The organism is Pseudomonas sp. URIL14HWK12:I12, assembly GCF_003097135.1.
Classification (GTDB): Bacteria; Pseudomonadota; Gammaproteobacteria; order Pseudomonadales; family Pseudomonadaceae; genus Aquipseudomonas.
On record NZ_QEQL01000007.1, the window covers coordinates 56410 to 82097 of the forward strand.

Consider the following 25688-nt stretch of genomic DNA (forward strand, 5'->3'; position numbering starts at 1 on the left):
ACCCCGGAGCCAAACAGGTGCAACCGGCAGCGCAACCTTCTTCGTTCTGAGACTAAAGTAGTAGCGCGATATAGGTGCAACCTTTAAGGCAAGCTCAGCTATTTATTTGCCGCGCGTGATGTTTTTGCACTAATGAGTGTCAAAGTTTGTAATTACCCATCTTTGTGGAGCCCTCGATGTACAGAATGATCACGTTTTGCCTGGCGGCCGTGCTGGCGGCGGGCTCTGCACAGGCTGCAGAGAAGCTGCGCATGGGCATCGACGGCAGCCATCCACCCTTCAACAATGTGGACGCCAGCGGCCAGGTGGTGGGCTTCGACGCGGACCTGGGCGCTGCGCTGTGCGCCAAGATGAAGGTTGAATGTGAAATCGTGACCACGCCCACCGACCAGCTGTTACCGGCGCTGAACGATAACCGGTTCGACTTCGTGATGTCGTCGATGTCGATCACTCCCGAGCGCAAGGAAATCGCCGATTTCACCGACCCCTACTACATCAACCGGCTGCAGTTCGTAGCGCCGGACGCCTCCGACGTGACCAACGACCCGGCGACCCTGATGGGCAAGCACCTGGGCGCACAGCACGACACGCTGTCGTCGGCCTGGCTCGAAGCCAACGCGGCCCAGGTGGCCGACGTGCAACTGTTCGAAGACCAGGACCAACTCTACAACGCACTGGCCACCGGCCAGATCGACGCTGCGCTCACCGACAAATACGCCACTTATGAATGGCTGCGCACCGACGCTGGCAAAGGCTTCTCGCTCAAGGGCGACCCGGTGGAGAACAGTGACCAGATCGGCATGGCCGTGCGCCTGAACGACCCCTTGCGCGCGCGCCTGAACCTGGCGCTCAAAGACGTGATCGCCGACGGCACCTTCAAACGCTTGAACGACAAGTACTTCCCCTTCAGCATCCGCTGATGGCCGCCCAGGCACTGCACGGCGCTGCCCTGCGCCAGCGCTTCGAAGCGCTTGGCGCCTTTCTGCGCGAGCATCAGGGCATCTGGCGCCCACGCCCCTTCACGCAGCTGCAATGCCCGTGGGAGCAGCAGTGGCCGGCCCTGGCCGCCTGGCTGCGGGCGCAAAGCCTGGAGCACGCCGAAACCGCTCACCACGCCCCAGGCACCCTCGCCGCGCCCCCGCCATTCCCTGAATGGGCGCGGCAAGCCCAAGCACTTGCCGAGGTCGGCCCGCTGCCCGCCCACCCCGCACCCCCGCCGCCCGGGCGCTTGAGCGTGGACGTGCCAGGGCGCAAATGGCAGCAGATCGAGGCCTTCGCCCAGCACCTGAGCTTTGCCCAAGCCCCGAACCACTGGCTCGACTGGTGCGCCGGTAAAGGCCACCTGGGCCGCAGGCTCGTACAGCCCGGCCAACAGCTCACTTGCCTGGAATACGACCCGGCCCTCGTCGCCAGCGGCGCAGCCCTGAGCCAACGCCTCGGCTTGCCCGCCGAGCACATTCAGCAAGACGTGCTCGCCAGCACCTGCGAACAGCGCCTGGCCCCAGGCATCACGCCGGTGGCCCTGCACGCGTGCGGCGACCTGCACGTGCGCCTGCTGGCGCTCGCCGCCGAACGTGGCGTGCAGCAACTGGCCATCGCCCCCTGCTGCTACAACCGCATCCAGGCCAGCCACTACACCCCGCTGTCGCAGCCAGCTCGCGCCCTGGGCCTTGAGCTTGACAAGGACGACCTCGGCCTGCCCGCCAGCGAAACCGTTACCGCAGGCGCCCGCGTTCGCCGCCAGCGCGACCAGTCCATGGCCTGGCGCCTGGCCTTCGACCTCTGGCAGCGCGAAGCCCAAGGCAGCGACCACTACCTGCCCACCCCGCCGCTGCCCAGCGCCGCCTTCGCCCAGCCCTTCCCGCAGTGGTGCCAGGCCATGGCGGCGCTCAAAGGCCTGGCCCTGCCGGATACGGACTGGGCCGAGCTGGAGGCACGCGGCTGGCAACGCCTGGCCCACGTGCGCAACCTCGAGCTGCCGCGCAACCTGTTCCGGCGCCCGCTGGAGCTCTGGCTCACCCTGGACCGCGCCCTTTATATGCAGGAGCACGGCTACCACACCACGGTCGGCACCTTTTGCGCCCGCGAGCTGACCCCCCGCAACCTCATGCTCGTGGCCCAACTCCCCCGCTGAAAGCTGTGGATAACTCTGTGGAAAGGTCTGTGGACCAACCTTGGAAAAGCGTGTTTCCGGCCTACAGGATGTACGGGCGATTCGGTGTTTATCGCCCGCAACACCGCGCCAATGGGCAACTTGCCTTTTGGTAAATACCTTTATGAACTTTCAAAGCCGCGCTGGCGCAATTGTGCATAACCGTTATTCACACCACCCCGTGCCGCTCGGCAATCAAGGCGAGGTCCACCACCGAACCGACCCTGAACTTCGCCAGCAAACGTGACTTGTGCGAGCTCACCGTCTTGCTGCTGATCACAAGATGTTCACCAATGGCTTTGTTACTCATTCCCGAGCTCAAGTAGCGAAAGATCTGAAACTCCCTCGCCGTCAGCGCGGCCAGGCACGAGGCCTCGTCGTGATGGCTCTGGCTCAGCGTTTGCGGCAGGTTGCTCACCTGCGGGAAATACACATACCCGGATCGGATCGCCGAAACCGCCAGGGAAAAATCCGCCAACTCCCCTTCTTTGCAAACATATCCACTGGCCCCAGCGTTTACACAACGGGCCGCATAAAACTGCGCGGGAAACGCACTGAGCATCAACACTTTCGGGCGCGTCTCCGGCGCTAAACGCTCCATCAGTTCAAAACCGCCCAAACGCGGCATGTCGATATCCAGCACTAACAGGTCTGGGGAAAATTCACGAATCGGCGCAAACGCCTCGACCCCATCCCCGGCCTCCGCCGCAACCTCAATGCCCTCCTGGCTGAGCAGCTCCCGCACGATCGCACGCACAAATGGATGGTCATCGATCACTACTGCAGTCTTCATGGGTGTTCCTTTTGCTTGGCAGCAGGGGACCATGCCGCAGTGAGCTGGCGGGGTTTTTGACCTAGGTCAAGGAAGGGGTTGGGCCGTTGCGCTACAGGGAAGGCATAACGGGGTTTACAGGCGCGATGAAGACGTTATAATCAGCGCCCTTGCCGGTATAGCTCAGTTGGTAGAGCAACTGACTTGTAATCAGTAGGTCCCGGGTTCGACTCCTGGTGCCGGCACCAATCAAGGTTCCAGAGAAGGCTTTCAACATCTCTGGAACAACCGAAAAACCCGCCTTCTGGCGGTTTTTTCGTTTTGGGGTTCTGTTGGGTTCTGAGGGTAGCCAGCGTTAATAAGGGTAAAGGTCGGTTTCAATATCGGAGATTACCCGTATGGGCCGCACCACTGCCCCGCTTACCGACACTGCCTGTTGCAAGGCGAAGCCCTGATAGCGGGAGTACAAGCTCCCCCACGGCAACAATCTCTACCTCCTTGTACAACCCAATGGCCGCAAAGGCTGGCGGCTCAGGTACGTGAAACCCAATGGCCGCGAGGGCCTGACCGCCCTCGGCAGCTACCCAGTGGTTGGGCTGGGCGACGCACGCCGAAAGCGCTTCGAGATCAAGCAGCAGCTCGCCAACGGCATAGATCCCATCCAGTACAAGCAACAAACCAAGACTCAGGCCGTGATCAACGGGGCGACACCGCGATCGTTCTGCTAGCACAAGCCACCGGCATGCGCTTGCGTGAGGCCATTTTGGCGGACCTACTACGGCTAAGCCGTGAGGCTAACGACCTAGGCAGGATTAACATTCAGGATGTTACTAAAGGCGACCGCGCTGGCGCTTCGGCACAGCGTTGGATTGCGGTGGACGACCATATGCGAGGTGCGCTTGGGTTTGCACGACAGGTGTCGCCTGCGGGCAGCCGCAACGTGATTGCGCCACACGAAAGCTACCTAAGTCTTTTTCAAGACATCATCCGCCCTGCGCGGGAAATCCTGCATGCACACAACCTTAAAGATTTCCATGAGCTACGAGCAGCGTACGCATGCGAACGCTATGGGCAAATCACCCAGCGCCTCCCCGCCTATTAACGGCGGCCAGTGTCGCCAGGCAGATAGGAATCTAGATCGTGAGGCGCGAAGGAAAATCAGCTACGAGCTGGGGCACGGTTGAATCGACGTGGTCGCGGCCTACATTGGAGGGCGGTCATGAGCAAGCCATTCGATATGGAGTTGTTCTTGGCTGGCGTGCTAACCGGTTCGCACGCCACTCGGAACGCCATGTGCGACAGGCGCAAATCATCCAGGCTGAGATTGCAGAGCGCTGGGAGCTAGAGACGCCTGGGGCGTGGCAGAGAAAGCATGTGGCTTGGTTTCTTGAGCATCGCCTACGTCGACGCAGCAAGGACGCGCGCTATTACTATTTGCTGACCGTGCGGCTGCTCACTCATCGTTTAGAAAAATCATGGGTGTTCTACCTCTGAGCGAGGTTATGATTTTGATAGCAACGACTGCCACCGAGAATTCTGGCCCCGAATGAAAACAGCCTCTTGTCGAGTTCCAAGTCGCTACGATCAGGTCGCATCAAGGAGTAGCACCCCAGTCAGTCACGGCTAACCTCAGCGGTGCCGAGCCGGATCCAAGGTAGAGTAAAGTGAAACTCAGCAGCTTGGATGGGATTTGGTAACCCCGCGAAACCAGGAGTTAGAAAACAACATGAATATCGATCTTCCGAAACGCTTTGAAAAAGAGTACCTAGAGCCTTTTTTCAAGCTACTGGATGATGCAAAAGATCACCCAAAGAGAGTCACCATAAACCTAGGAACCCTTGAATTTTCCACGCCAATAGCAATGTTAGTTGCGGGAGTCGTACTACGTAACTGGATCAGCTATCGGAAGTCACTGAATCTTGACACATGGCGATCGGAGATAAAAGAAAACAATCAAGCTCATTCATATTTAATGCATTTAGGCTTTTTCGACTTCATAAATATTCAAGCAGGAAAGAAGGTTGGCGAAGCGAAGGGATCTCTTACATATCTGCCTATCAAGATTATAAAAAGACCAGACAAATCTGCAGAAGTCAATGGCAAAGACGAATGGTATGCGTCTATAGAGTCGATAGCTCGTGGTCTCGCAGGCGTGCTGGCCGGATCACATGATGACAGCAAAGAGCTAAGAGTTTACACCTACTCCATCAGAGAAATTGTTAGAAATGTTTTTGAGCACTCAGGAGTGGATGAATGCTGGGTATGCGGCCAGCGCTGGGCAAATGGCACTGCAGAGTTCGCAGTAGTTGATGAGGGCATTGGTATATCAAGCTCACTCAGAGACGTTCTCAAAATTGAGAGTGACGAGGAAGCTTTGACACAAGCTATAAGCCCTGGTGTTAGTCGGACAATAGGCCTTAGTGAAGAGAAAAACATTTATGACAACTCTGGTTTTGGGCTTTATATCCTGAGTCAAGTCGGAAGTAATTTCGGATGGTTCGCGCTGGGTAGCGGTCAAGCCAAACTAATAGGCTCGAATCGCGAGTTCATTACGTCAAAGTTCTCGTTTCCCGGAACGTTTGTAGGAATGCGGCTAAATAAAAGCCCATCAGACTTTAGAGAGTTACTGAGCGATATTGTTAGCGCCGGAGAACAAGAGGCCAAGCTTTCAGGTATAGAAAGAAAGGCTTCTGCAGCCTCTAAGATCGCGTGACAACTCCTAGGTAGCCGGTAGACAGAAGAAATTATGACTGAGAAACTTATTTACACCCTAAGGGAAGTGGTAAAGCTTTCTGGCAAGGATTTTTCAGGCGTCGGCGTGATAGTTTGGGATGAAGAATCCGCCCTCCCTATCTTCCCGCTTAGAGCTAATGTAACGATTCCTAACCATGAAAAATTAGCAGTAAATCTAGCACAAATATCTTCCTTGGACAGTGACCTCCATGATGGATTCCACATATTGACAACAACCTTAAAACTAGTCCGCGTCGCTCAATATTTTTCACCTCCAATAGTGCACAACATCCCACTGAATCGGGGGAGACGGTTTGGCGGGCGATACTTAGCGGCGCTATTTGGCTCAAAAACTCCAGGAGTGGTGCTTAGTGCGGTGGCTACTCCAGCATTAGGCATAGCAATTTTCAAAAATGGCCAAGAAGTCTACTTTGAGGGTGTCTAGGTGTTTGCAATTATTTCGCCTATTAAAATAATAGTCCTTGTCTGCCAAGCTTATGCCACCTTGGCGCTTTTAATAGTACTGGCTTTATTTTTATTTAACCCTGAAATTTCGGCAAGCGCCCTCTTAAGAGTTGTGCTAGGAGGCGCTGGGGCCTTAGAGCTATTTTTGCTTGTTAGCGCGCACTTTTTCTGGAGAAAGCTTTGGGCTAAGTTTCCAATACTAAACGAACTCTTGTTCCCAGATCTAAACGGCAACTGGAAGATGAAAATTCATTGGAGTCAGAATGGGAAGAAAGGAATTGTAGATGCTAAGGCTAGCATTAAACAAAATCTCGTATCTTTGAGCATGGAAGTTTGTTCAGCGGGCTCCGACTCCGAAACTATCGTAGTGAAAACATCTAAAGATTCAATTTCGGGAAGACCCGTGATTTTTTATTTTTATCGAGTCATCCCTAAGAATATTGGAGGAGAATCATCGCTCCCATATGAAGGAGCCTCAACATTAAAACTTTTCACCGAGAAAAATGAAATCCTTAGAGGAAATTATTTTACAAACCGCGGCACTAAAGGACACTTCGAACTTACCCGATAATTTGAAGCTACTACAAAGTCTTGGGCATCGCCTACCCAATAGATGTCCGTAAAATCAGGCACACATGAAATCATGATTATAATAGGTTGGAATCGGAGCCTAAAATCCGGACATGGCTGGCGCACTGGTGGCCAGAGGCCCTACTTGGCCCAATTCTTGACTACGGTTATAACACACTAAAGGAAAACAAAGCCTCTATTGAGCAGTCTCAGAGACTACTAGATAGCATTGAGTCGTCCATCGCTAATGCAGAGTCAAACCCAAGCGAAAATTCTATCCGTCGCTCAGTAGATTCCATACAAGGCCAATTGTTTGTTAAGCGAAAAACAGATTGGTTAATTCCAGATTTATTCTATAAAATTTTCCGTGAATCAGACGAAACTGTCATGCGCCTCTCCACTCAACAACTTGAGGAAAAATTCACAGCTCGTTGATAGCTACCGCTTTAACGCAAGCAGCCGGCCATAAACTTCGCGTAGACGCACAAAAAAACGGATTTTATCCCGCTATTGTGCGAGCGGACCAGAGGAAGCTACTTTATTACTAGAGTCGGCCGATAGCGCTCTTCTATCAACCAAAACCTTGAGTCGCCTTTCATCCCCTATATTGCAAGGTGGTGAGGCAGCCATATGTCGAGGGCAATTGATGCTGATTAGGCTTTCTCGCGCTTTAGAAATATCTTACAAATAACAAAGGATAGTTTTAGAGATAGAGCATCGGCCCTTTACAGATGAAAATATTATAAATCACAGATTTATCAATATTTTCGACTCCTGGTGCCGCCACACATCAGCGTCCATCCAGCGCCAGCAAAGGCTCCCTCCACTTTGAGAACCAACCATTCGCCGGTGTCGATTTCTCTCGCCGCAGCCGCCCGATAAACCTCTTCTCGCTCACGCTGACCCACAGCGAGAACAAACACCACGACCTCTTGATCGACGACCTGGTAAACCAAGCGATACCCACTACTGCGTAGCTTGACCTTGTAGCAGTCCGGAAAATCGCTCAAGCGGTTAGCCTCAACCTTGGGATTTTCCAGAATCGTCACCAGCTTTTTCTTTAACTGCTGCCGAACCGGCTCTCCGAGCTTGCGCCACTCCTTCAGCGCTCGCGCATCAAATTCGAGGCTATAGGTCATCCAGTGAAACCTTCACGCGCTGAGGATTGGCCAAGCGCTCACGAACCGTTGCGAGCAATGCTTCGTCCTCATCGGTGACCAGTACGGTCTTGAAGGGCAGCTGGCCGCGTTCGGCAACGTATTGCAAGGCTTGACGCATCAGCTCGGAAGGTGTCACCCCTAGCTTTTCAAGCTCGCGGTAGGCGCGCGTTTTGAGGTCGTCATCGATACGGACATTGATGGATGCCATGAAAGGAATCTCTGCGTAATGACAGTTGTCTGTACACTGCCTTGCAGTCACTCGACACGCAAGCTTTTGCGCGGCACGGAACGACAATTTGTGACTCGCACCCCGATTCGATTCCATCAGACGCCGTGATCCGCTGATTTATTTATGGCGACCCTTTGAGGTACGCCAAAAAATCCACCAAATTCCAGCCCCGCGAAGTCCCTGCCCTTGCAGCTAGAAAACGTCCGTTTGGTGCCACACCAAATGCATCACACGAGAAGGCTCACCGAAAGACGGGCCTTTTTTTGTTCCTCGGTTATGGAGATGGGTCGGTCGCCCCTCCCCGCACCAACGGCCTGCATAAAAAGCTGGGCAACACCTCCACCATCGCCATGGTCGCCTCGGCAATCATGCACAAATTTGGCGCCCTTTTTCCCAAATCACGCCACCCCACCGCCCCAAGTAATTCAGTAGCGCCATCGAGCCTGAAGCATCAACACCCCTCCCTCAAAACACGTTCTCCCAGTACTCCAGCGGGGGTGTTGTCGTTCTGCAGTCTTCATAATCGACACTGAAACCATTCTGTGGGTCATGAACGGGGCCGAGAGTAAGGGTGCGCTCGGTCAGAAACACGCCCTCTGGAACCAACCGCCAGAAGTAAGGCCGCATGTTTTTGCCATTCAAGGTGATGCAGGGGGCCGCTACGCGAATCTTCAGCGGGCTGCGGTAGGAAACCTGTATGTGCTGTATGCCGTCGCTCGCCACTTGGCCTTTGAAGATATGAACGTCTTTGTACCGCGTGCAGTTTTTGCCGCCGCCGCCGAAGGTGGAGATCGAAACACAGAAGAGCTGAGTGCCGACAGCAATCTGCTGCGTGACCTTCAGGGTGGTGCCGGCCAATGGGGCCCCATTCTTGTCGACGACTTTAAGGGTGATGTCCACGGGGTCGATTGAGCGTTGGCGCTCAGCCTCCGATGCACATCCGGCCAAATACAGCGTAGCCAACCCCAGCAGGGCAAAGAGGCAACGGGCCGTTAGCGTCATCATCGTGTTTTTCATTGGGGCCTGCGGTCAGGGGTGATGGTTTGCCGCGAGCCGATCGAGGCGGCGGGCCAGGTTTACTTGCTTGATACCTGCCTTAGGCGGCGCAGTAGCCTGGGCGGCAGCTCATCATCATAAGCGTTGCGGCGTTGTTTGGCGTTACCAAAACCGGGCATGGCATGCGGACTATCTGCTTCAATGCGGCGTATCGGTGGTCGCTACCCGCTTACTCAAGGCATGAGCAAGCGCGCACCCTGCCCGCCCTTCTCCAACTGCTCCAATACCTCACCCCGCCGTGCCTGCGGTAACCTGTGAAACGCCACTACCATCCGCGCCAGGTCATCCTCATCGCAATAAAAAAACGCCGCCGGCAAACCCAGCACCTTCGCCACCTGCTGCACGGTCGCTGGGTTGGGCACGTGCTTGCCGGTTTCGTATTGGTTCATGCGTGCGCTCGCGGAGGCGGGTTCGATACCGGCCTCGATGCCGAGGCGTTCCTGGGAAAAGCCTGCTGCAAGCCTGGCTTGCTTGAGGCGTTTGCAGAATGGGGTCATGGAGTAAGTGCAGACCTGCATTTGCCAGCATGCACAATCACGTTTCGCTCAGGCGCGTTTTAAACCTATATGAGTAGGGTACCGAAGTGTGTAGCCGTGCCCGGCGCGTCGTGCGGCGAAGCCGCCCTCCCACTCGATGGCCTGCGTGCCGCGCCTCGCGTTGTGCGGCGCGTTGCAAAACTGGAGATGATCTAACACGCCAATATCGCGGCGCAACTTGCGCTCGAGTTATTAGACTTTTCCCAACCCCCGCAACGCCCCCAAACAACAACTAAGAACTCTCCCGCTTATATCCGCCCTACCCCGCCGCTACCATTCCACCCGGTTTATTCGCGCACACCCGGCAATACCCGTGCGCCCACTTCCAATCATTTAAAGGACCACCCCCATGTTCAAACAAGGCGCACTCGTGCTCGCCATGGCGGCACTCGTTGCCGGTTGCCAATCCACCGGTGAGGAGTACCAGGCCGATGTGTTCGACGCGATGCAGGTGAACACGCAGCAAGAGGCCAAGACGGTGAAGATCGTTACGGTCTCGCCCACCCGGATCAAAGTCGACAACACCCGCAATCGCCAGGCGGCGCAGTTGGTAGGCGGCGTGCTGGGCCTGGCAGCAGGTGGTGCGCTGGGCGCCCAGAACAACCGGGATACGGCCATCGTTGGCGGTGTGGCGGGCGGCGGCGCGGGCGTGTTGGCGGGGTCGATGGTGGATTCCACTTCACTGGTGCCGGGTGTGCTGATCGGTTATGCCGACGAGGGCAAGATCTATACCTCTGCGCAGGTGGGCAAGCTGTGCGAGTTCAAGGTGGGTGAGGTGTCGTTGATGGTGAAGACGATGCGCAACGAAACGCGCATCCAGCCTAATGCCACTTGCCCGGAACCTGCCAAAAGCTGAGGTGCGCCATGAACAGCCTATACCTGGGGTTGGCCTTGGTGCTGGCCGCGTCGCCGGTGCTGGCGGGGCCGTTCGATCAGTTGCAGCAGATCGAAGCGCAACAAAAGCAGGCTGAAGCGGCGCGGCAGGCCGAGCAGCAGCGCGCGCATGATGCGCAAGTGGCCAGGCAACGGGCGCAGGCCCAGGCCGCAGCACGTAAGCGCGAGGCGGCGGCTGAGCAGAAGCGGGCCGAGCAACGGCGCCTGCAGAGCCGTGATGAGAAGTTCGAGGATCAAGAGCGCGCCATGGCGCTGGAGGAGCGGCGGCTGAAGTTGGACGCGATGAAAGCGCGCACGGCGCGCACCAATGATTACATCGATGCCGAGTTGCGCGAGAAGGCGGCGCGGTCGGATGTGATTCAGGCGGAGGCCGACGCCAACCGCAACATCAGCACCGGTGCCAAATCGCTGATGGAAAGCACGGGCGATGCCGAGGTAAACAAATCCAAGCGCTGGTTTGGCAACTGAACCACCCCGGCGCTTGAACAGCGACCCAGCGCGGCGGGCATTGCCCCGCCGTGCTAGGTTAGGCGATCAGAAAATGCTGATCGGGTACTCCACGAATGCACGCACTTCGTTGCCCGAGACGTTGTAGTCGCTGGCGTTGTTCGACACACGCAGCCACGACCCACGCAGTTTCAGCTTGAGGTCTTTGGCCGGGCCGCTCTGCACCACGTATTGCACCTGGTTGAAGATCTCGCGCTCGGTCCCTTCGCCGTCGTTGGTGCGGATGTTGTCGCCGCGTACGTAGGCGATGCGGTAGCTCAAGCCCGGCAGGCCGTAGGCGCCGAAATCCAGGCCATAGGCCAGTTGCCAGGAGCGTTCGTCTTCGGCGTTGAAGTCCGACCAGTAGGAGTTGGCGAGGTAGATGGTGCTGCCGCCGTCGCCCACATAGCCGGCGCTACGGTAGCCGCCATAGACGTAGCCGGCGTCGCCGCTGCTGCGCTGGTGGGCCAGGGTCAGCGAGTGCGGGCCGAAGGCCCAAGTGGCCGCCAGGCTCCAGATCTTGTTGTCTTGGCCGCTGTTGAGGGAGTCGGCGAAGCCCTGGTTCAGGTGAGTGCGGTAGCCGTTGAAGTCGAAGGTCAGCGACTGGTCGGCTTGCAGCGGCAACACGTAGGTGGCGCCTACGTACTGGCGCTTCAGGCGATCTTCGACGTCGGCGGCATAGAGGGCGGCGCTGAGGTTTTCGGTGAACTGGTATTTGCCGCCGAGCACGTCGATCTGCTTGAGGTCGCCGCTGTCACGGCCTTCGGCGCTCTTGCGCGCTTCGGAGGTGAAGTGGCCAGCGTTCAGTTCCAGGCCCTTGATCTCCTTGGAGGTGATCATGGTGCCGGTGAAGCTCTCGGGCAGCAGGCGCGAGTCGTCGTGGTTGAGCACCGGCAGGGTCGGCATCATGTCGCCGTATTTGAGCACGGTGTTGGAGACACGGAATTTAACCGCTGCGCCTGCACGGGCCAGGTCGTTGGCGGCAGCACCGTTGCCATCGTCCCCACGTTTGAAGAAGTCGATGCCACCGGCACCGCTGCGGCCCTTGCCGCCGTCCAGGCGCAGTGCGTACAGGCCGAAGGCATCGACGCCCACGCCGACGGTGCCTTGGGTGAAGCCGGAGCTGAAGTTGGCGATGAAGCCTTGGCCCCACTCTGCGCGGTCCTGGCGGTTGTGGTCGTAGTCGCGGCTGATGTAGGCGTTGCGCAACAGCAGGTTCAGGTGGCTGTCTTCGACGAAACCCTTGGCGTCGGACTGGTCACTGGCCATGGCCTGGCTTGCAGCCAGAACGCTCAGGGCGAGCGCGCCCAAACGGTAATTCAGCATGTTCTTTTCCTTGTTGGCAGGCAGACTCGCGCGCATGGCCCGCGTAGAAACGCAAAAGCCCGCGGCAGGGCGGGCTTGGGCAGAAGGGGCAACGGTTGGCTCCGGGCGCGCGGCGGCATGCTAGCCAGCGGGTACGGGTGTGTCAATTGAAGGGGCCAAGCTTCAGAATTGGCTCATAAGCGGGGTTGGGCCCCCGTCAAAGGGGCTTTAACGCTTGAACATGCTCGCCAGCACTTCCATTTCGGCATCGCTGAACAGCCCGAGCGGGTAACGTTCGTTCATCAGCTTGCGAGGGTCGGCAGGCGCAACCTGCCTTCCGCCATGGGCATGTAGCCAGCAAGCCAGGGTCTGCAAGTTCACAGGGTCGTATTTAGGCTGCGGCGCGCCGTGGGTCAAGTTCATGGTGGCACTCCCGGTTTTCAACGAGCGCTAACGCTATCCAATGTTCGTGACAGGTTAGCGACATGGGAACGAAGCCGACCTGCCGAACAAACAATACAAAAGCTGTGCCACTCGCCCGAACGCCCCTGCTCGAGGCGCCCTTGCTGCCGGGGTCAGGCCGGTTGCTGCTGGGTCAGGCAATGAATGTTGCCACCGCCCAGCAGCAGCTCGCGGCCCGGCACCATCACCACCTCATGGCCGGGGAACACCTGGCGCAGAATCGCTTCTGCCGTGGCGTCCAGCGGGTCGTCGAAGCTAGGGGCGATGATCCCGCCGTTGACGATCAGGAAGTTCACGTAAGAGCCGGCCAGGCGCACAGAGGGGTTGCGCTCCTGGCTGCCGGCGGCTTGGTCGACACCTGCGCACTCTTCTTCGGTGGCGTAGAGCGGCCCGGGAATCGGCATCTTGTGCACTACCAAGGTGCGCCCGCGGGCGTCGCGGGTGCTCTGGAGCACTTTCATTGCGGCCTGGCAGCGTGGGTAGTTGGGGTCTTTGGGATCATCGGTCCAGGCCAGTAACACCTCACCGGGGCGTACGTAACAGCAGAAGTTGTCGACGTGGCCGTCGGTTTCATCGTTGTACAGGCCCTCGGGCAGCCAGATGACCGTATCCACCGCCAGGTGGTCGCGCAGCACCGCCTCGATTTGCTCGCGGTTCAGGTGCGGGTTGCGGTTGGCGTTGAGCAGGCATTCTTCGGTGGTGATCACCGTGCCCTCGCCGTCGACGTGGATCGAGCCACCTTCAAGCACGAAGCCCGGTGTGTGGTAGCGGTCGCAGCGCTCGATTTCCAGCACCTTGGCCGCCAGCTCTTCATCGCGGTTCCACGGGCTGTAGAGGCCGCCGTTGAAGCCGCCCCAGGCGTTGAAAGCCCAGTCCACGCCACGCACCTGGCCTTTGCCGTCGATGACGAAGGTAGGGCCGGTATCGCGCACCCAGGCATCATCATTGCTGATTTCCACTACGCGGATGTTCGGCGCGTCGAGGCGGGCACGGGCATTGGCGAATTGCGCGGCCGACACGGCCACGGTGACCGGCTCGAAGCGGGCGATGGCCTTGGCCAGCGCCACATGCGCAGCCTGCACCGGCTTGCCGCCCAGGCGCCAGTTGTCTGGGCGCTCGGGCCAGACCATCCAGGTTTGGCTGTGCGGGGCCCATTCGGCGGGCATGTAGAAACCGTCGGCCCGTGGCGTGGTGGTCAGCGTAGCCATGCGATGTGCGCTCCTGAGGTGAGGTAGGCGGTGTTTATACCGGATAAAAGTCGGCTTATGAATCGCGAAATTTGGTTTCACGATTCAAAGACCTGTCTTTTAGCCGACTATTGTCGATGAAGCTCTCTATAACCCTTCTGACAACACCCGCGCCACGCTGTCCACGAAGAAATCCACGCTTTGACGGGTGGTATTCATCGGCGGCTTGATCTTGAGGATGTTCAGGTAGTCGCCGGTAGGCTGCATGAAGATGCCCAGGTCGCGTAGGCGGTCGCACAGCCGGGCGGTTTCCTCGGTGGCCGGTGCCAGTGTTTCCCGGTCACGCACCAGCTCAAGGCCAAGGTAGAAGCCTGAGCCGTGGGCGGCGCCCACCAGCGGGAAGCGCTCCACCAAAGCCTCCAGCCGCGCCTTGAAGTAGCGGCCGGTTTCGCGGGCGTTGTCCCAGAGGCCTTCTTCCTCCATCACGTCCAGCACTGCCATCCCGACCTGGCAGCTGACCGGGCTGCCTCCGGCCGAGGAGAAGAAATACCCTTGCGCCTCCAGTGCTTCGGCAATCTCGCGGCGCGTGATCACCACGCCCAGCGGCTGGCCGTTACCCATGCCCTTGGCCATGGTAATGATGTCCGGCACCACGCCCTGCTCTTCGAAGCCCCAGAAGTATTCGCCCAAACGGCCATAACCCACCTGCACCTCATCGGCGATACACACGCCGCCACGGGCGCGCACTTTGTCGTACACCGCTTCCAGGTAGCCCGGCGGCAGGGCGATGCCGCCGGCGTTGCCGTATACCGGCTCGCAGATGAACCCGGCCAGCGGCCGCCCGCTCTGGTCGATGGCAGCAAGCCTCTCGTCGACGCTGCGCAGGTAATCGGCCGTACTGCCGGCACCGCGATAGGCGCCGCGGTAGGTGTTGGGCGCCATCACCGGATGCACCCAGGCCGGGCGCGTGCTGAGCGCCTGGGGGTTGTCGGCGATAGAGGTGGAAATGGCATCGGTGGCCACCGACCAGCCGTGGTAGGCCTCCAACACGCTGAGCATGTCGCGCCCGCCGCTGAAGGCCCAGGCCAGGCGGATGGCAAGGTCGTTGGCCTCGGTGCCGCTGTTGACCATGAACACCCGGTCCATGCCGGCGGGCGCAAGCTTGAGCAGCCGCTCGGAGAACTCGGCGATGGCGGCGTAATGAAAGCGCGAGTTGGTGTTGAGCAGCGACCACTGCCGTGCCGCCACCTGGGCCATGCGCGGGTGGCCATGGCCGAGCGTGGCAACGTTGTTGAGCATGTCCAGGTAAGAGCGGCCCTGCAGGTCGATCAGGTGGTTGCGCCAGCCCCGCTCGATGCGCGGCGGTGCGGCGTAATAGTGCTTTTGCGAGCGGGCGAAACTGGCATCGCGCCGGGCAAGCAGCGCGTGGGCGTCCTCGAAGGCCGGCGCGTCGCAATCCCAGCCCAGCAGCCCGGCCGGCGAGGGGCATAGCTGGCGCCAGGCGGCGGCGCGGCTGGCGGTGCAGAACAGCGGTGCACTGGCAAGGCCGGCGCGAATCAACTGCACCCGGGCCGGGCCGCTGAGGGTGCCGAGCGTGTCACCACAGGCCACGGCCCCCTCTAGGATCGGGCCCAACCCCCACAGGCGCAGGGTCAGCTGTTCGCCACACAGCTGCGCGCCGCCCTCGGGGTGCTCGCGCCAATGGCCACTGAACGGCGCCAGCAACGGGGCCGGCTCGGCCAGCATCAGGTCCACGTGCAGGGCAAAGGTTTCAGGGGCCTGGGGGCAGTCCACCAGGGTGCGGGCCAGGCGGTACTCGCCATAACGTGAGCTGGCCGGCGCGTGCTCGGCCAGCAGCACCGCTTCGATGCCGGGCTGCTCCCAGTTGCCGGCTTCGAAGTGGGGGCTGAGCACACCCAGGTCAACGCAGCGCACAGCGCTTGCCATCGGCTGCGCCAGTAGCTGGCCCGGGCAGGCCGGCGCAGGCGCCAGCTCAAAACCACAGGCTTCGAGGATCGCAGCCTCCATCAACGCCAGGGGCAGCGCCTGCGCCACCTCGAACATTTCCCGTTCGGCTGCAGCATTGGCCTGCACGTAAGTGTTGCCAGGGTCCAGCGCCAGCTGGTGCGCGCCGCCGACCAGCACTACTACCGTGCGGCCGAGGATGATCGGCCACAAGGCCTGCGCTTCCTCGAGGGTGAGAGGGCACTCGGCGTGCCAGGCACGTACGGCGGGCAGGATGGCGAAAGGGTCGCCTTCGCTGTGGTGCAGCAGCGCCGAGCAGGTCACTGCCAGCTCCGCCACACGCCAGGTGCGGCACAGGTCGCCGAAGTCGATCATCCCTTGCAGGGCCCATTCACGCTGGGCATCCAGCGCCCACACGCTGTTGTCGTCGGTCAGGTCCAGGTGCACGGCCTGTTGGGGCAGCGCATCGGCCAGTGACTGCACCCGTGCCCAGGCCTGCTCGGCGCAGGCTGTGGCGCGCGCGCGCAGCTCGGGGTCAGCCAGGCTGGGCAGTTGATGCTCGGTGACTGCCCACGCGTGGCGCGGGTCCCACTGCAGGGTGCGCTCCAGGCCGGGGTGCTCGAAGCCGGCCAGTGCCACGCTCACCTTGGCCGCCATCTGCCCCATGCGCATGTTCAAAACGTCGCCGAACCACCCCCTGTCGGTGAGTGGCTGGCCGCCCAGGTAGCTGAGCACGCGCACGAACGCGCCTTCTACATGGATGATGCTCTCTGCGTTGAGCGCTTTGAGCACGCGCGGTACTGGCAGCCCGTGTTCGGCCAGGTGCGCCATAGCCTGGTGCTGAGCCTGCAGTTCCATAAGGCTGTAGTCATCGCGGCACGCCTTGAGCACGAATTGCTCATCGCCCGCCTCCACGAAAAAGTTGCGATCCTGCTGGCTGCCCAGCGGCGAAAGGCGCCCAGTCAGGCCATAATGCGCCTCAAGCAGCGCCAACGCGCCGTCGGCGTCCAGGTCAGGTGGCGGCAGGCTGGCGCGGCGGGAAAGCGTTTCGATGAGCATGTAGGCAGGCCTCGGCAATTTCCAGGCGCCAATAACGCCATGCCTTTCACTCTTTGCGCAAGGCCCTGCCCCCAAAGGCTAAAATGCCTGCCAGTTTCCCGGCGGGCTTCGGTAGCGTATGCGTCAAGCTTGCGTACAGCCCCTGATGCTTCCAAGCTAGGCCCACGTTGCACCCTCGACGACATAAGGAACACGTCAACACATGAGAATTCTCGTTACCGGCGGCGCCGGCTTCATCGGTTCGGCGGTGGTCCGCCACCTGATCGCCAATACCGAGCATGAGGTGCTGAACCTCGACAAGCTCACCTACGCCGGCAACCTTGAATCGCTGCAGCCCATCGCCAGCGATAGCCGCTACGAGTTCGTGCAGGCCGACATCGCCGACCAGGCCACCGTCGCCAAGCTGCTGGGCCGTTTCGAGCCCGAGGTGATCATGCACCTGGCAGCCGAATCCCACGTCGACCGGTCCATCGACGGGCCGGGCGATTTCATCCAGACCAACGTGGTCGGCACTTACGCGTTGCTCGAAGCCGCCCGTGGCTACTGGAGCCAACTGCCCGAGCCGCGCCGCGCCGCGTTTCGCTTCCACCATATTTCTACCGACGAGGTGTACGGCGACCTGCATGGCGTCGACGACCTGTTCACCGAAACCACGCCCTATGCCCCCAGCTCGCCGTATTCGGCGAGCAAGGCTGCCTCTGACCACCTGGTTCGCGCCTGGCACCGCACCTACGGGCTGCCCGTGGTGGTCACCAACTGCTCGAACAACTACGGCCCGTATCACTTCCCGGAGAAGCTCATTCCGCTGGTGATCCTCAACGCCCTCGAAGGCAAGCCGCTGCCGGTGTACGGCGACGGCAAGCAGGTGCGCGACTGGCTGTTCGTCGAAGACCACGCCCGCGCGCTGGTGGAAGTGGCCACTCGCGGCCAGGTGGGGGAAACCTACAACATCGGCGGCCACAACGAGCAGCAGAACATCGACGTGGTGCGCGGCATCTGCGCGTTGCTCGAAGAGCTGGCGCCCGAGCGCCCGGCAGGCGTGGCTCGGTTCGCCGACCTGATCACCTTCGTCAAGGACCGCCCCGGCCATGACCAGCGCTACGCCATCGACGCCAGCAAGATTCAGCGCGACCTGGGCTGGGTACCGGCCGAAACCTTCGAAAGCGGCCTGCGCAAAACCGTGCAGTGGTACCTGGCGAACCTCGAATGGTGCCGCCACGTACAAGACGGCAGCTACCAGCGCGAGCGCCTGGGCAACACCGAACACAAGGATTTGATCGCATGAAAGGCATCATTCTGGCCGGCGGCTCCGGCACCCGGCTGCACCCCATCACCCTGGGCGTATCCAAGCAACTGCTGCCGATCTACGACAAGCCGATGATCTACTACCCGATCTCGGTGCTGATGCTGGCCGGCATCCGCGAGATCCTGGTGATTTCAACGCCAGTCGACCTCCCGCAGTTTCGCAACCTGCTCGGTGATGGCAGCCAGTTCGGCGTGAGCATCAGCTACGCCGAGCAGCCCTCCCCCGACGGCCTGGCGCAGGCGTTTTTGATCGGCGAACAGTTCATCGGCAGCGACTCAGTATGCCTGGTGCTGGGCGACAACATCTTCCACGGCCAGCATTTCTCCGACCAGCTCAACCGGGCGGTTTCCCACGGCAGCGGCGCCACGGTGTTCGGCTACTGGGTCAAAGACCCACAACGTTTCGGCGTGGTGGAGTTCGACGCCCAGGGCAAGGCCCTGTCGATCGAGGAAAAACCCCAGCAGCCCAAGTCCAGCTATGCGGTCACGGGGCTGTATTTTTACGACAACGATGTGGTCGAGATCGCCAAGGCGGTCAAGCCTTCGCCTCGCGGGGAGCTTGAAATCACCGACATCAACAATGCTTACCTGGCCCGTGGCGACCTGCGCGTCGAGCGCTTCGGCCGTGGCTTCGCCTGGCTCGACACCGGCACCCACGACAGCTTGCTGGAGGCCTCGCAATACGTGCAGACCGTCGAGCATCGCCAGGGGCTGAAGGTCGCCTGCCTGGAAGAGATTGCCTACCAGCAAGGCTGGATCGACCAGCATCAGCTGCTGGCGCGCGCCGAAGCCTTCGGCAAGACCGGCTACGGCCAATACCTGTTTAGCCTGGTGAGAGACGACCGATGAAAGTGACCACTACGGCCATCCCAGATGTGCTCCTGATCGAGCCCCGGGTATTCGGCGATGATCGTGGATTCTTTTTCGAAAGCTTCAACGCCCGCGCCTTCGAAGAAGCCACCGGGCGTGCGCTGGAGTTCGTCCAGGACAACCACTCGCGCTCGCAGAAAGGCGTGCTGCGCGGCCTGCACTACCAGGTTGATCACGTGCAGGGCAAGCTGGTGCGGGTCGTTGCAGGCGAGGTGGTCGACATCGCCGTGGACATCCGCCGCAGCTCACCCACCTTCGGCCAGTGGGCCAGCGCCCGGCTGTCGGCAGCCAACCAGCACCAGCTATGGGTACCGCCAGGGTTCGCCCATGGTTTCGTGGTGGTGAGCGACTACGCCGAGTTCCTCTACAAGACCACCGACTACTACACCCCTGCCGCCGAGCGCTGCATTGCCTGGAACGACCCGGACCTGGCCATCGACTGGGAACTTGAGGGCATCGTCCCGCAGTTGTCGGCCAAGGACCAGAACGGCACACCGTTCAAGATGGCGGAGACCCTCCCGTGAAAATCCTCATCACCGGCGCCCAGGGGCAAGTGACCCTCGCCCTGCAGGCGCGCCTGGCAGGCCTGGGCGAGGTGCATGCGCTGGGCAGCCAGCAGCTCGACCTGGCCGACCCGGCGGCGATTCGCGCGCAGGTGCGTGCCCTGGCGCCGGGGCTGATCATCAACCCGGCAGCCTACACCGCCGTAGACAAGGCCGAGAGCGAGGCGCCGCTGGCCCACGCGATCAACGCCCACGCCCCCGGGGTGCTGGCCGAAGAGGCTGCGCGGCTGGGCGTGCCGTTGATTCACTACTCCACCGACTACGTGTTCGACGGTGCCAAGGCCGAGCCTTACGTCGAAAGCGACGCCACCGGCCCGCTGGGGGTCTATGGCGCGAGCAAACTGGCTGGGGAACAGGCCATCGCAGCGGTGGGCGGTGAGCATCTGATCCTGCGCACCAGCTGGGTGTATTCGCTCACTGGCCGCAACTTCCTGCTGACCATGCAGCGCCTGCTGCAGGAACGAGACACGTTGAGCGTGGTAGCCGACCAGTTCGGCGCCCCCACCTGGGCGTGCACCATCGCCGACAGCACCGCCGCCCTGGTAGAGCGCTGGCAGGCAGGCCAGGCCGGGGCTTGGGGCACCTATCACCTGACGGCGAGCGGCAGCACCTCTTGGTTCGGTTTCGCCGAGGCCATCGCCGAGCAGCTCAAGGCCGCCGGCAAGCCCTGCGCCCGCCTGGTGCCGATCGACACCGCGCAATACCCCACCCCCGCCAAACGCCCGGCCAACTCCCGGCTCGACTGCAGCCTGCTGCAACGGGCCTGGGGGGTAAGCCAGCCAGATTGGCATGCTGCCCTGCTGAGCTGCCTGGCCTGACGCGCCCGCGCGCATGGGGCATAATCGCCCCATGCCGACCACCCCCACCGCCAATGCCTTGCCCCGCCGCCCTCGCTGGCGCAGCCTGGCCATTCTTGCCCTGTGCCTGGCCCCGATGTTGTGGCCGGTGCAACAGCTTGCCGACCGTTATTACCGCAACGAGTTGGCCAGCCAGAATCGCCAGACCCTCGACCTGTACGTGGCCAACCTTCTCGGCACGCTGCATCGTTACGAAACCTTGCCGCAGATCCTCAGTGGCCTGCCGGCGCTGCGCCATGTGCTGGAGGCGCCGGCCGACAAACAGGCCGCTGACAACGCCAATGTTTTGCTCAAGCAGATCAGCCAGCAAACCGGCGCCGAAGTGATGTACCTGATGGACGCCAACGGCGACACCCTGGCGGCCTCCAACTGGGACCAGAAAGACAGCTTCCTGCGGCGCAACTTCGCCTTCCGCCCTTACTACCGCGACGCCGTGGACGGGCGCCTGGGGCGCTTCTTCGGGCTGGGCACAACCTCGGCCAAGCGCGGCTACTTCTTCGCCGCCGCCGTGCGCGATGGCGAGCGGGTGATCGGCGTGCTGGTGGTGAAAGTCGACCTGGACCACACCGAACGGCTGTGGGGTAAAACCCCCGAGCAACTGGCGCTCACCGACGAGTACGGCGTGGTGATCCTCACCTCGCGGCCCGACTGGCGCTACCGAGCCACCCGCGCGCTCAGCCCCAGCGAGCACCAGGCCATCGAGGCCAACCTTGCCTACCCTACCCGCGACCCGCAGCCCCTGGCGCTGGATAAAAACGCCTGGGTGGTGCAGAGCCGGGCCATTACCGAAACCGGCTGGACCGCCAGCCTGCTCGCCCCGCGCAGCCTGATCGACCGGCCGGTGCGCAGTGTGCTGGCGATCGCCAGTGGCGCGCTGCTGGCCCTGATGCTGGGCCTGGGCCTGATGATGCAGCGCAGGCGCAATTACCTGGACCGCATTGCCTTCGAAGCCCGGGCACGCCAGGAGCTCGAAATGCGCGTAGCCGAGCGGACCAGCGCACTGGAGCGGCTGAACACACGGCTCAAGCAGGAAGTGCTCGAACGCGAGCACGCCCAGCAGAAGCTGTTCCAGGCTCAGGACGAGCTGGTACAGGCCAGCAAACTCAGCGCGCTGGGCACGATGTCGGCGAGCATCAGCCATGAGCTCAACCAGCCGCTGGGGGCCATCCGCAGCTATGCCGAAAACGCCGAGGTGCTGCTGGACCATCAGCGCACCGACGACGCCCGTGGCAACTTGAAGCTGATCACAGAGCTGACTGCGCGCATGGCTTCGATCATCGCCCACCTGCGCGCCTTTGCCCGCCGTGATCATCACGCCCCGGAAAGCGTGGCGCTGCAGCCGGCCATCGAGGATGCCCTGGCACTGCTCGCCAAGCGCCGCCGCGCCATGGATGTAGAGCTGATTCGCGACCTGCCCGACGCCCCGCTCTGGGTGCAGGCCGGCGAAACCCGCTTGCGCCAGGTGCTTGGCAACCTGCTGGCCAACGCCCTCGATGCCCTGACCGAAAAGGCCAACCCGCGCCAGCTGTGGATCAGCGCCGAGAAAACCGCCCAGGGTGTGAACCTGTACATCCGCGACAACGGCCCCGGTTTCACCCGCGAGGCCTTGGCCCGTGCCCGTGAGCCGTTTTTCACCACCAAAACCCGCACCCAGGGGCTGGGGCTGGGGCTGGCCATCTGCGAGACCCTGATGCGCGCCTTGGGCGGGGAGCTGGTGCTGGGCAACCACCCCCAAGGCGGCGCCTTGCTTACCTTGCGCCTGCTTCCGGCCCGGCCCGGCGCCAACCTGCAGCCACCGGAGGAGTTCGCATGAGCGACGCCAGCCCCATCGACAGCCGTGTCGAGGTCATTCTGGTCGATGACGACCCGCACCTGCGCCGAGCCTTGAGCCAGACCCTCGACCTGGCCGGCCTGGTGGTGCTGCCGCTGAGCGACGCCGCGGGCCTGGCCGAGCGCATCGACAAGGACTGGCCAGGCGTGGTGGTGAGCGACATCCGCATGCCTGGCCTGGACGGCCTGCAATTGCTCGAGCGCCTGCATACCGTAGACCCGGAGCTGCCCGTGCTGCTGATCACCGGCCACGGCGACGTGCCGCTGGCGGTGCAAGCCATGCGCAGCGGCGCCTATGACTTCCTGGAAAAGCCCTTCGCCAACGAGGCGTTGCTCGACAGCGTGCGCCGTGCCCTGGGCGTGCGCCGGCTGGTGCTGGAAAACCGCAGCCTGCGCCTGGCCCTGAACGACCGGCAAGAGCTCAGCACTCGGCTGATCGGTGCCTCGGCGCCGATGATGCGCCTGCGCGAGCAGGTCGGCGCCCTGGCCAATACCAAGGCCGACGTGCTGATCCTGGGTGAGACCGGCGCCGGCAAGGAAGTGGTGGCGCGCGCGCTGCACGATCTTTCGCCCCGCCGTGCCGGGCCCTTCGTGGCGATCAACGCCGGCGCGCTGGCCGAATCGGTAGTGGAAAGCGAGCTGTTCGGCCATGAGCCGGGGGCGTTCACGGGTGCGCAGAAGCGCCGTATCGGCAAGTTCGAGTTCGCCAACGGCGGCACGCTGTTTCTCGATGAAATCGAAAGCATGAGCCTGGACGTGCAGGTGAAGCTGCTGCGCCTGTTGCAAGAGCGCATGGTCGAGCGCCTGGGCGGCAACCAGCAGATCCCGCTGGACATCCGAGTGATCGCCGCCACCAAGGAAGACCTGCGCCAGGCCGCTGACCAAGGGCGGTTTCGTGCCGACCTTTACTATCGGCTCAATGTGGCCTCGCTGCGCATCCCACCGCTGCGCGAGCGGGGCGAAGACCTGCTGCTGTTGTTCCAGCATTACGCCGACAGCGCCGCCCAGCGCCATGGCCTGCCAGCTCATGCGCTGCTGCCTGCCCAGCGCGCGCTGCTGATGCGCCACCCGTGGCCGGGCAACGTGCGTGAGCTGCAGAACGCTGCCGAGCGCTTTGCCCTCGGCCTTGAGCTGGCGCTGGACAACCAGGCCCCGGCCGGCCACTCCAGCGACGAACCGGCCTTGGACAGCGGCACACTGGGCGAGCAAGTCGAAAGCTTCGAACGCGGGCTGATCCAGGCCGAAATGGCACGCTCGCACAGCTCGCTGCGCAGCCTGGCCGAAGCGCTGGGCATGCCGCGCAAGACCCTTCATGACAAACTGCGCAAGCACGGCCTGCACTTCGCGGCGGGCGACGATACGGAATAGCCCCATGCACCCATTGCAAGCGATCCTCCACCACGACATCCCGCTTACCCGCGAGATGGGCCTGACCGTGCAAGGCTGGGCGCAGCGCCGCTTGGTACTGGGCCTGCCGCTGGCGCCCAACGTCAATCACAAGCACACGATGTTCGGCGGCAGCTTGTATTGCGGCGCCGTGCTGGCTGGGTGGGGCTGGCTGCACCTGGCGCTGCGCGAGGCGGGCGTCGAGGGCGGCCACATCGTGATCCAGCAGGGCCAGATCGACTATCCATTGCCTGTTACCGGCGACGCACAGGTGCTGTGCCAGGCACCCGACGAGGCGCTATGGGGGCGTTTTCTCAAGAGCTGGGCGCGCCACGGCAGGGCGCGTATCGAGCTGCACACCGAGGTGCGCAACCTGGGCAGCGAGGAAGCTGCAGTGCGCTTCAGTGGCCAGTACGTGCTGCACCGCTGAGGGCAATCAGCTCGGCCTGCCAGGCCACCCCCGCCGGCAAGGCCAGAAAGAAGCCGTTGAGCAGGCTTTCTCGCGCCGGGTAGGTAAACGGCTCGCCTTCAAGGGTCAGCACCAGGCCCCCTGCCCCCTCCAGCACGCCTTGAGCGGCGGCGGTGTCCCACTGTGAGGTAGGCGCCAGGCGCGGGTAGCAATCGGCAGCCCCTTCTGCCACCAGGCAGAATTTCAGCGAGCTGCCGATATTCGACAGCTTCAGCTCACCGACCCGTTCGGCAAGGCCTGCCAGCAGGCGCTCCTGCTGCTCGCTGGTGTGGCGGCGGCTGGCGACCACCGTGAAGGGCTCGCCGGCCGGCTGGCGCTGGCGCACCGCAATCGGCCGTGGCGCGTCGCCAGCTTCCGAACGCCAGGCACCCAGGCTATGGCCGCCAAACCAGCAGCGGCCAGTCACCGGCATGCCGACCACGCCGAACACCACGCGCCCCGCCTCGACCAAAGCGATGTTGACGGTGAACTCCTCGCTGCCTGCAATGAACTCCTTGGTGCCGTCGAGGGGGTCGACCAGCCACCATCGGTGCCACTGGCTGCGCTCGGCGTGTGCGATGTCGGCGTCTTCTTCCGACAGCACCGGGATGTCCGGCGCCAGCGCCCTCAACCCTTCGACGATCACCTTGTGCGCCGCCAGGTCTGCGGCGGTAACGGGCGACTCGTCGGCCTTGGTCGCGACTTCAACGCCCTGGCGCCAGAACGGCAGGATGGCCTCGCCCGCTCGGGCAGTGAGCTCGATGGCGCCTTCGAGTAGCGGATGGGGATAGATCATGGCTTGAACACCCCGCGCTCGGTGAGCAGGTCGCGGGCCAGGTACAACGCCGCCAGGGCGCGGCCTTCGCTGAACTGCGCGTTGCGTGCCAGCGCGCTGAGCTCACGCAGGTTGATCTTGTCGACCCGCATCGGCTCGGGCTCGTCGCCTTCCAGCCGCTCTTCGTACAGGTCGGTGGCCAGCACCACCTGGATCTTCTGGCTCATGTAGCCTGGGCTGAGCGACAGCTCAGTCAGGTGCTCGAGGTGGCGGGCGCCGAACCCGGCTTCTTCCTTGAGCTCGCGGTTGGCGGCGGCCAGCACGTCTTCACCCGGTTCGATCAGGCCTTTGGGCAGCGACACCTCATAGGTTTCGGTGCCGCCGCAGTATTCTTCGACCAGCACCGCGTGCTCGGCATCGAGCATGGCGATGATCATCACGGCGCCGTGGCCGGTACCCCGGCCAACGAGGCGCTCATAGACGCGCTCCACACCATTTGAAAACCGCAAATTCACCTGCTCGACACGAAAGATTCGGCTGCTGGCGACGATCTCGCGAGCGAGGACGGTGGGCTTTTGGCGCATGGGCGGCTCCTTGGCGTGAACGGGTTACTATACATGCAC

Annotated in this window: 25 protein-coding genes, 1 tRNA gene and 4 pseudogenes; 19 read left to right on the forward strand and 11 right to left on the reverse strand. The window is 61.7% G+C overall.

All coding sequences use genetic code 11. The features are described 5' to 3' along the window. Positions 1–176: 176 nt before the first annotated feature. Both F474_RS19505 and F474_RS19510 read left to right on the forward strand, forming a co-directional pair. Positions 177–920 carry a transporter substrate-binding domain-containing protein gene (locus F474_RS19505; protein ID WP_097088327.1) on the forward strand — a complete coding sequence of 248 codons (744 nt, stop codon included), beginning with the start codon at positions 177–179 and terminating at the stop codon, positions 918–920. Then, positions 920–2134, forward strand: coding sequence for a methyltransferase (locus tag F474_RS19510; protein WP_097088325.1), 1215 nt, complete (start codon positions 920–922; stop codon positions 2132–2134). The genes F474_RS19505 and F474_RS19510 overlap by 1 nt, the downstream gene beginning before the upstream one ends. A 187-nt stretch (positions 2135–2321) precedes the next feature. Here the strand turns inward: F474_RS19510 and F474_RS19515 are convergent, their stop codons facing one another. Next, positions 2322–2945, reverse strand: coding sequence for a response regulator transcription factor (locus tag F474_RS19515; protein WP_165830348.1), 624 nt, complete (start codon positions 2943–2945; stop codon positions 2322–2324). A 151-nt stretch (positions 2946–3096) separates the two neighbouring features. On the opposite strand from F474_RS19515, the gene F474_RS19520 reads away from it, so the two are divergent. From F474_RS19520 to F474_RS23380, 8 genes and pseudogenes are all read left to right on the forward strand, one after another. After that, positions 3097–3172 (forward strand) — tRNA-Thr (locus F474_RS19520). Positions 3173–3322: 150 nt separating this feature from the next. After that, positions 3323–3634, forward strand: a pseudogene (locus F474_RS19525) (Arm DNA-binding domain-containing protein); the annotation flags it as partial. Positions 3635–3636: 2 nt separating this feature from the next. Then, positions 3637–4108 (forward strand): annotated as a pseudogene (locus tag F474_RS23040) (integrase); the annotation flags it as partial. A 35-nt stretch (positions 4109–4143) separates the two neighbouring features. Beyond that, positions 4144–4418: pseudogene (locus F474_RS23045) on the forward strand (hypothetical protein). A gap of 232 nt (positions 4419–4650) precedes the next feature. Then, a complete protein-coding gene (locus F474_RS19540) occupies positions 4651–5637 on the forward strand; it encodes a hypothetical protein (protein WP_218191672.1) in 987 nt (328 codons plus the stop codon). A gap of 33 nt (positions 5638–5670) precedes the next feature. Beyond that, a complete protein-coding gene (locus F474_RS22570) occupies positions 5671–6102 on the forward strand; it encodes a hypothetical protein (RefSeq protein ID WP_125483390.1) in 432 nt (143 codons plus the stop codon). After that, complete coding sequence (locus F474_RS22575; protein WP_125483391.1) at positions 6103–6693, forward strand: hypothetical protein; 591 nt, start codon at positions 6103–6105, stop codon at positions 6691–6693. 86 nt (positions 6694–6779) lie between these two features. After that, complete coding sequence (locus F474_RS23380; RefSeq protein ID WP_165830349.1) at positions 6780–7127, forward strand: S-4TM family putative pore-forming effector; 348 nt, start codon at positions 6780–6782, stop codon at positions 7125–7127. A 425-nt stretch (positions 7128–7552) separates the two neighbouring features. On the opposite strand, the pseudogene F474_RS19545 reads toward F474_RS23380, so the two are convergent. From F474_RS19545 to F474_RS19560, 4 genes and pseudogenes are all read right to left on the reverse strand, one after another. Then, a pseudogene (locus F474_RS19545) lies at positions 7553–7831 on the reverse strand (type II toxin-antitoxin system RelE/ParE family toxin); the annotation flags it as partial. Continuing rightward, the gene (locus tag F474_RS19550) at positions 7821–8060 is read right to left on the reverse strand and encodes a type II toxin-antitoxin system RelB/DinJ family antitoxin (RefSeq protein WP_097088319.1); all 240 of its coding nucleotides are present in this window, start codon (positions 8058–8060) and stop codon (positions 7821–7823) included. The gene F474_RS19550 and the pseudogene F474_RS19545, both read right to left, overlap by 11 nt. A 486-nt stretch (positions 8061–8546) precedes the next feature. Further along, complete coding sequence (locus F474_RS19555) at positions 8547–9098, reverse strand: hypothetical protein (protein ID WP_125483392.1); 552 nt, start codon at positions 9096–9098, stop codon at positions 8547–8549. 212 nt (positions 9099–9310) lie between these two features. Further along, entirely contained in the window at positions 9311–9634 is a 324-nt protein-coding gene (locus tag F474_RS19560; protein ID WP_097088475.1) for a helix-turn-helix domain-containing protein, read from the reverse strand. Positions 9635–10022: 388 nt separating this feature from the next. On the opposite strand from F474_RS19560, the gene F474_RS19565 reads away from it, so the two are divergent. Together F474_RS19565 and F474_RS19570 are read left to right on the forward strand one after the other, a co-directional pair. Next, entirely contained in the window at positions 10023–10529 is a 507-nt protein-coding gene (locus F474_RS19565) for a hypothetical protein (RefSeq protein ID WP_097088315.1), read from the forward strand. A gap of 38 nt (positions 10530–10567) precedes the next feature. Then, the gene (locus F474_RS19570) at positions 10568–11035 is read left to right on the forward strand and encodes a DUF5384 family protein (protein WP_256577834.1); all 468 of its coding nucleotides are present in this window, start codon (positions 10568–10570) and stop codon (positions 11033–11035) included. 66 nt (positions 11036–11101) lie between these two features. On the opposite strand, the gene F474_RS19575 is transcribed toward F474_RS19570, so the two are convergent. The 4 genes from F474_RS19575 to F474_RS19590 all read right to left on the reverse strand — a co-directional run bounded on the left by F474_RS19575 (position 11102) and on the right by F474_RS19590 (position 17031). Next, positions 11102–12379 (reverse strand): OprD family porin, encoded by a 1278-nt coding sequence (locus F474_RS19575; protein WP_097088310.1) that lies wholly within the window; start codon positions 12377–12379, stop codon positions 11102–11104. Positions 12380–12586: 207 nt separating this feature from the next. After that, positions 12587–12781: a hypothetical protein gene (locus F474_RS19580; RefSeq protein ID WP_097088307.1), complete on the reverse strand. Its 195-nt coding sequence runs from the start codon at positions 12779–12781 to the stop codon at positions 12587–12589. A 152-nt stretch (positions 12782–12933) separates the two neighbouring features. Next, positions 12934–14028, reverse strand: a complete 1095-nt coding sequence (gene aguA / locus F474_RS19585) for an agmatine deiminase (protein WP_097088304.1) — start codon at positions 14026–14028, stop codon at positions 12934–12936. Positions 14029–14154: 126 nt separating this feature from the next. After that, the gene (locus F474_RS19590) at positions 14155–17031 is read right to left on the reverse strand and encodes an aminotransferase (RefSeq protein ID WP_097088302.1); all 2877 of its coding nucleotides are present in this window, start codon (positions 17029–17031) and stop codon (positions 14155–14157) included. A gap of 202 nt (positions 17032–17233) precedes the next feature. Here F474_RS19590 and rfbB point away from each other — a divergent pair, with 202 nt between their 5' ends. The 7 genes from rfbB to F474_RS19625 are packed head-to-tail and all read left to right on the forward strand — an operon-like array spanning position 17234 to position 24272. Continuing rightward, complete coding sequence (gene rfbB / locus F474_RS19595; protein WP_097088300.1) at positions 17234–18316, forward strand: dTDP-glucose 4,6-dehydratase; 1083 nt, start codon at positions 17234–17236, stop codon at positions 18314–18316. Continuing rightward, positions 18313–19185 carry a glucose-1-phosphate thymidylyltransferase RfbA gene (rfbA, locus tag F474_RS19600; protein ID WP_097088297.1) on the forward strand — a complete coding sequence of 291 codons (873 nt, stop codon included), beginning with the start codon at positions 18313–18315 and terminating at the stop codon, positions 19183–19185. Before rfbB ends, rfbA begins: the two co-directional genes overlap by 4 nt. Next, positions 19182–19730 (forward strand): dTDP-4-dehydrorhamnose 3,5-epimerase, encoded by a 549-nt coding sequence (gene rfbC, locus F474_RS19605; RefSeq protein ID WP_097088294.1) that lies wholly within the window; start codon positions 19182–19184, stop codon positions 19728–19730. Before rfbA ends, rfbC begins: the two co-directional genes overlap by 4 nt. Continuing rightward, positions 19727–20587 (forward strand): dTDP-4-dehydrorhamnose reductase, encoded by an 861-nt coding sequence (gene rfbD, locus F474_RS19610; protein WP_097088291.1) that lies wholly within the window; start codon positions 19727–19729, stop codon positions 20585–20587. The genes rfbC and rfbD overlap by 4 nt, the downstream gene beginning before the upstream one ends. A gap of 31 nt (positions 20588–20618) precedes the next feature. After that, positions 20619–22439 (forward strand): ATP-binding protein, encoded by a 1821-nt coding sequence (locus tag F474_RS19615; RefSeq protein WP_097088288.1) that lies wholly within the window; start codon positions 20619–20621, stop codon positions 22437–22439. After that, the gene (locus F474_RS19620) at positions 22436–23824 is read left to right on the forward strand and encodes a sigma-54 dependent transcriptional regulator (protein WP_097088286.1); all 1389 of its coding nucleotides are present in this window, start codon (positions 22436–22438) and stop codon (positions 23822–23824) included. Before F474_RS19615 ends, F474_RS19620 begins: the two co-directional genes overlap by 4 nt. Before the next feature lie 4 nt (positions 23825–23828). Further along, positions 23829–24272, forward strand: coding sequence for a thioesterase domain-containing protein (locus tag F474_RS19625; protein WP_097088284.1), 444 nt, complete (start codon positions 23829–23831; stop codon positions 24270–24272). Here F474_RS19625 and cysQ read toward each other — a convergent pair. Next, a complete protein-coding gene (cysQ, locus tag F474_RS19630) occupies positions 24244–25086 on the reverse strand; it encodes a 3'(2'),5'-bisphosphate nucleotidase CysQ (RefSeq protein WP_097088282.1) in 843 nt (280 codons plus the stop codon). The genes F474_RS19625 and cysQ overlap by 29 nt on opposite strands. After that, the gene (nudE, locus tag F474_RS19635) at positions 25083–25649 is read right to left on the reverse strand and encodes an ADP compounds hydrolase NudE (protein ID WP_097088278.1); all 567 of its coding nucleotides are present in this window, start codon (positions 25647–25649) and stop codon (positions 25083–25085) included. The genes cysQ and nudE overlap by 4 nt, the downstream gene beginning before the upstream one ends. Positions 25650–25688 lie beyond the last annotated feature (39 nt).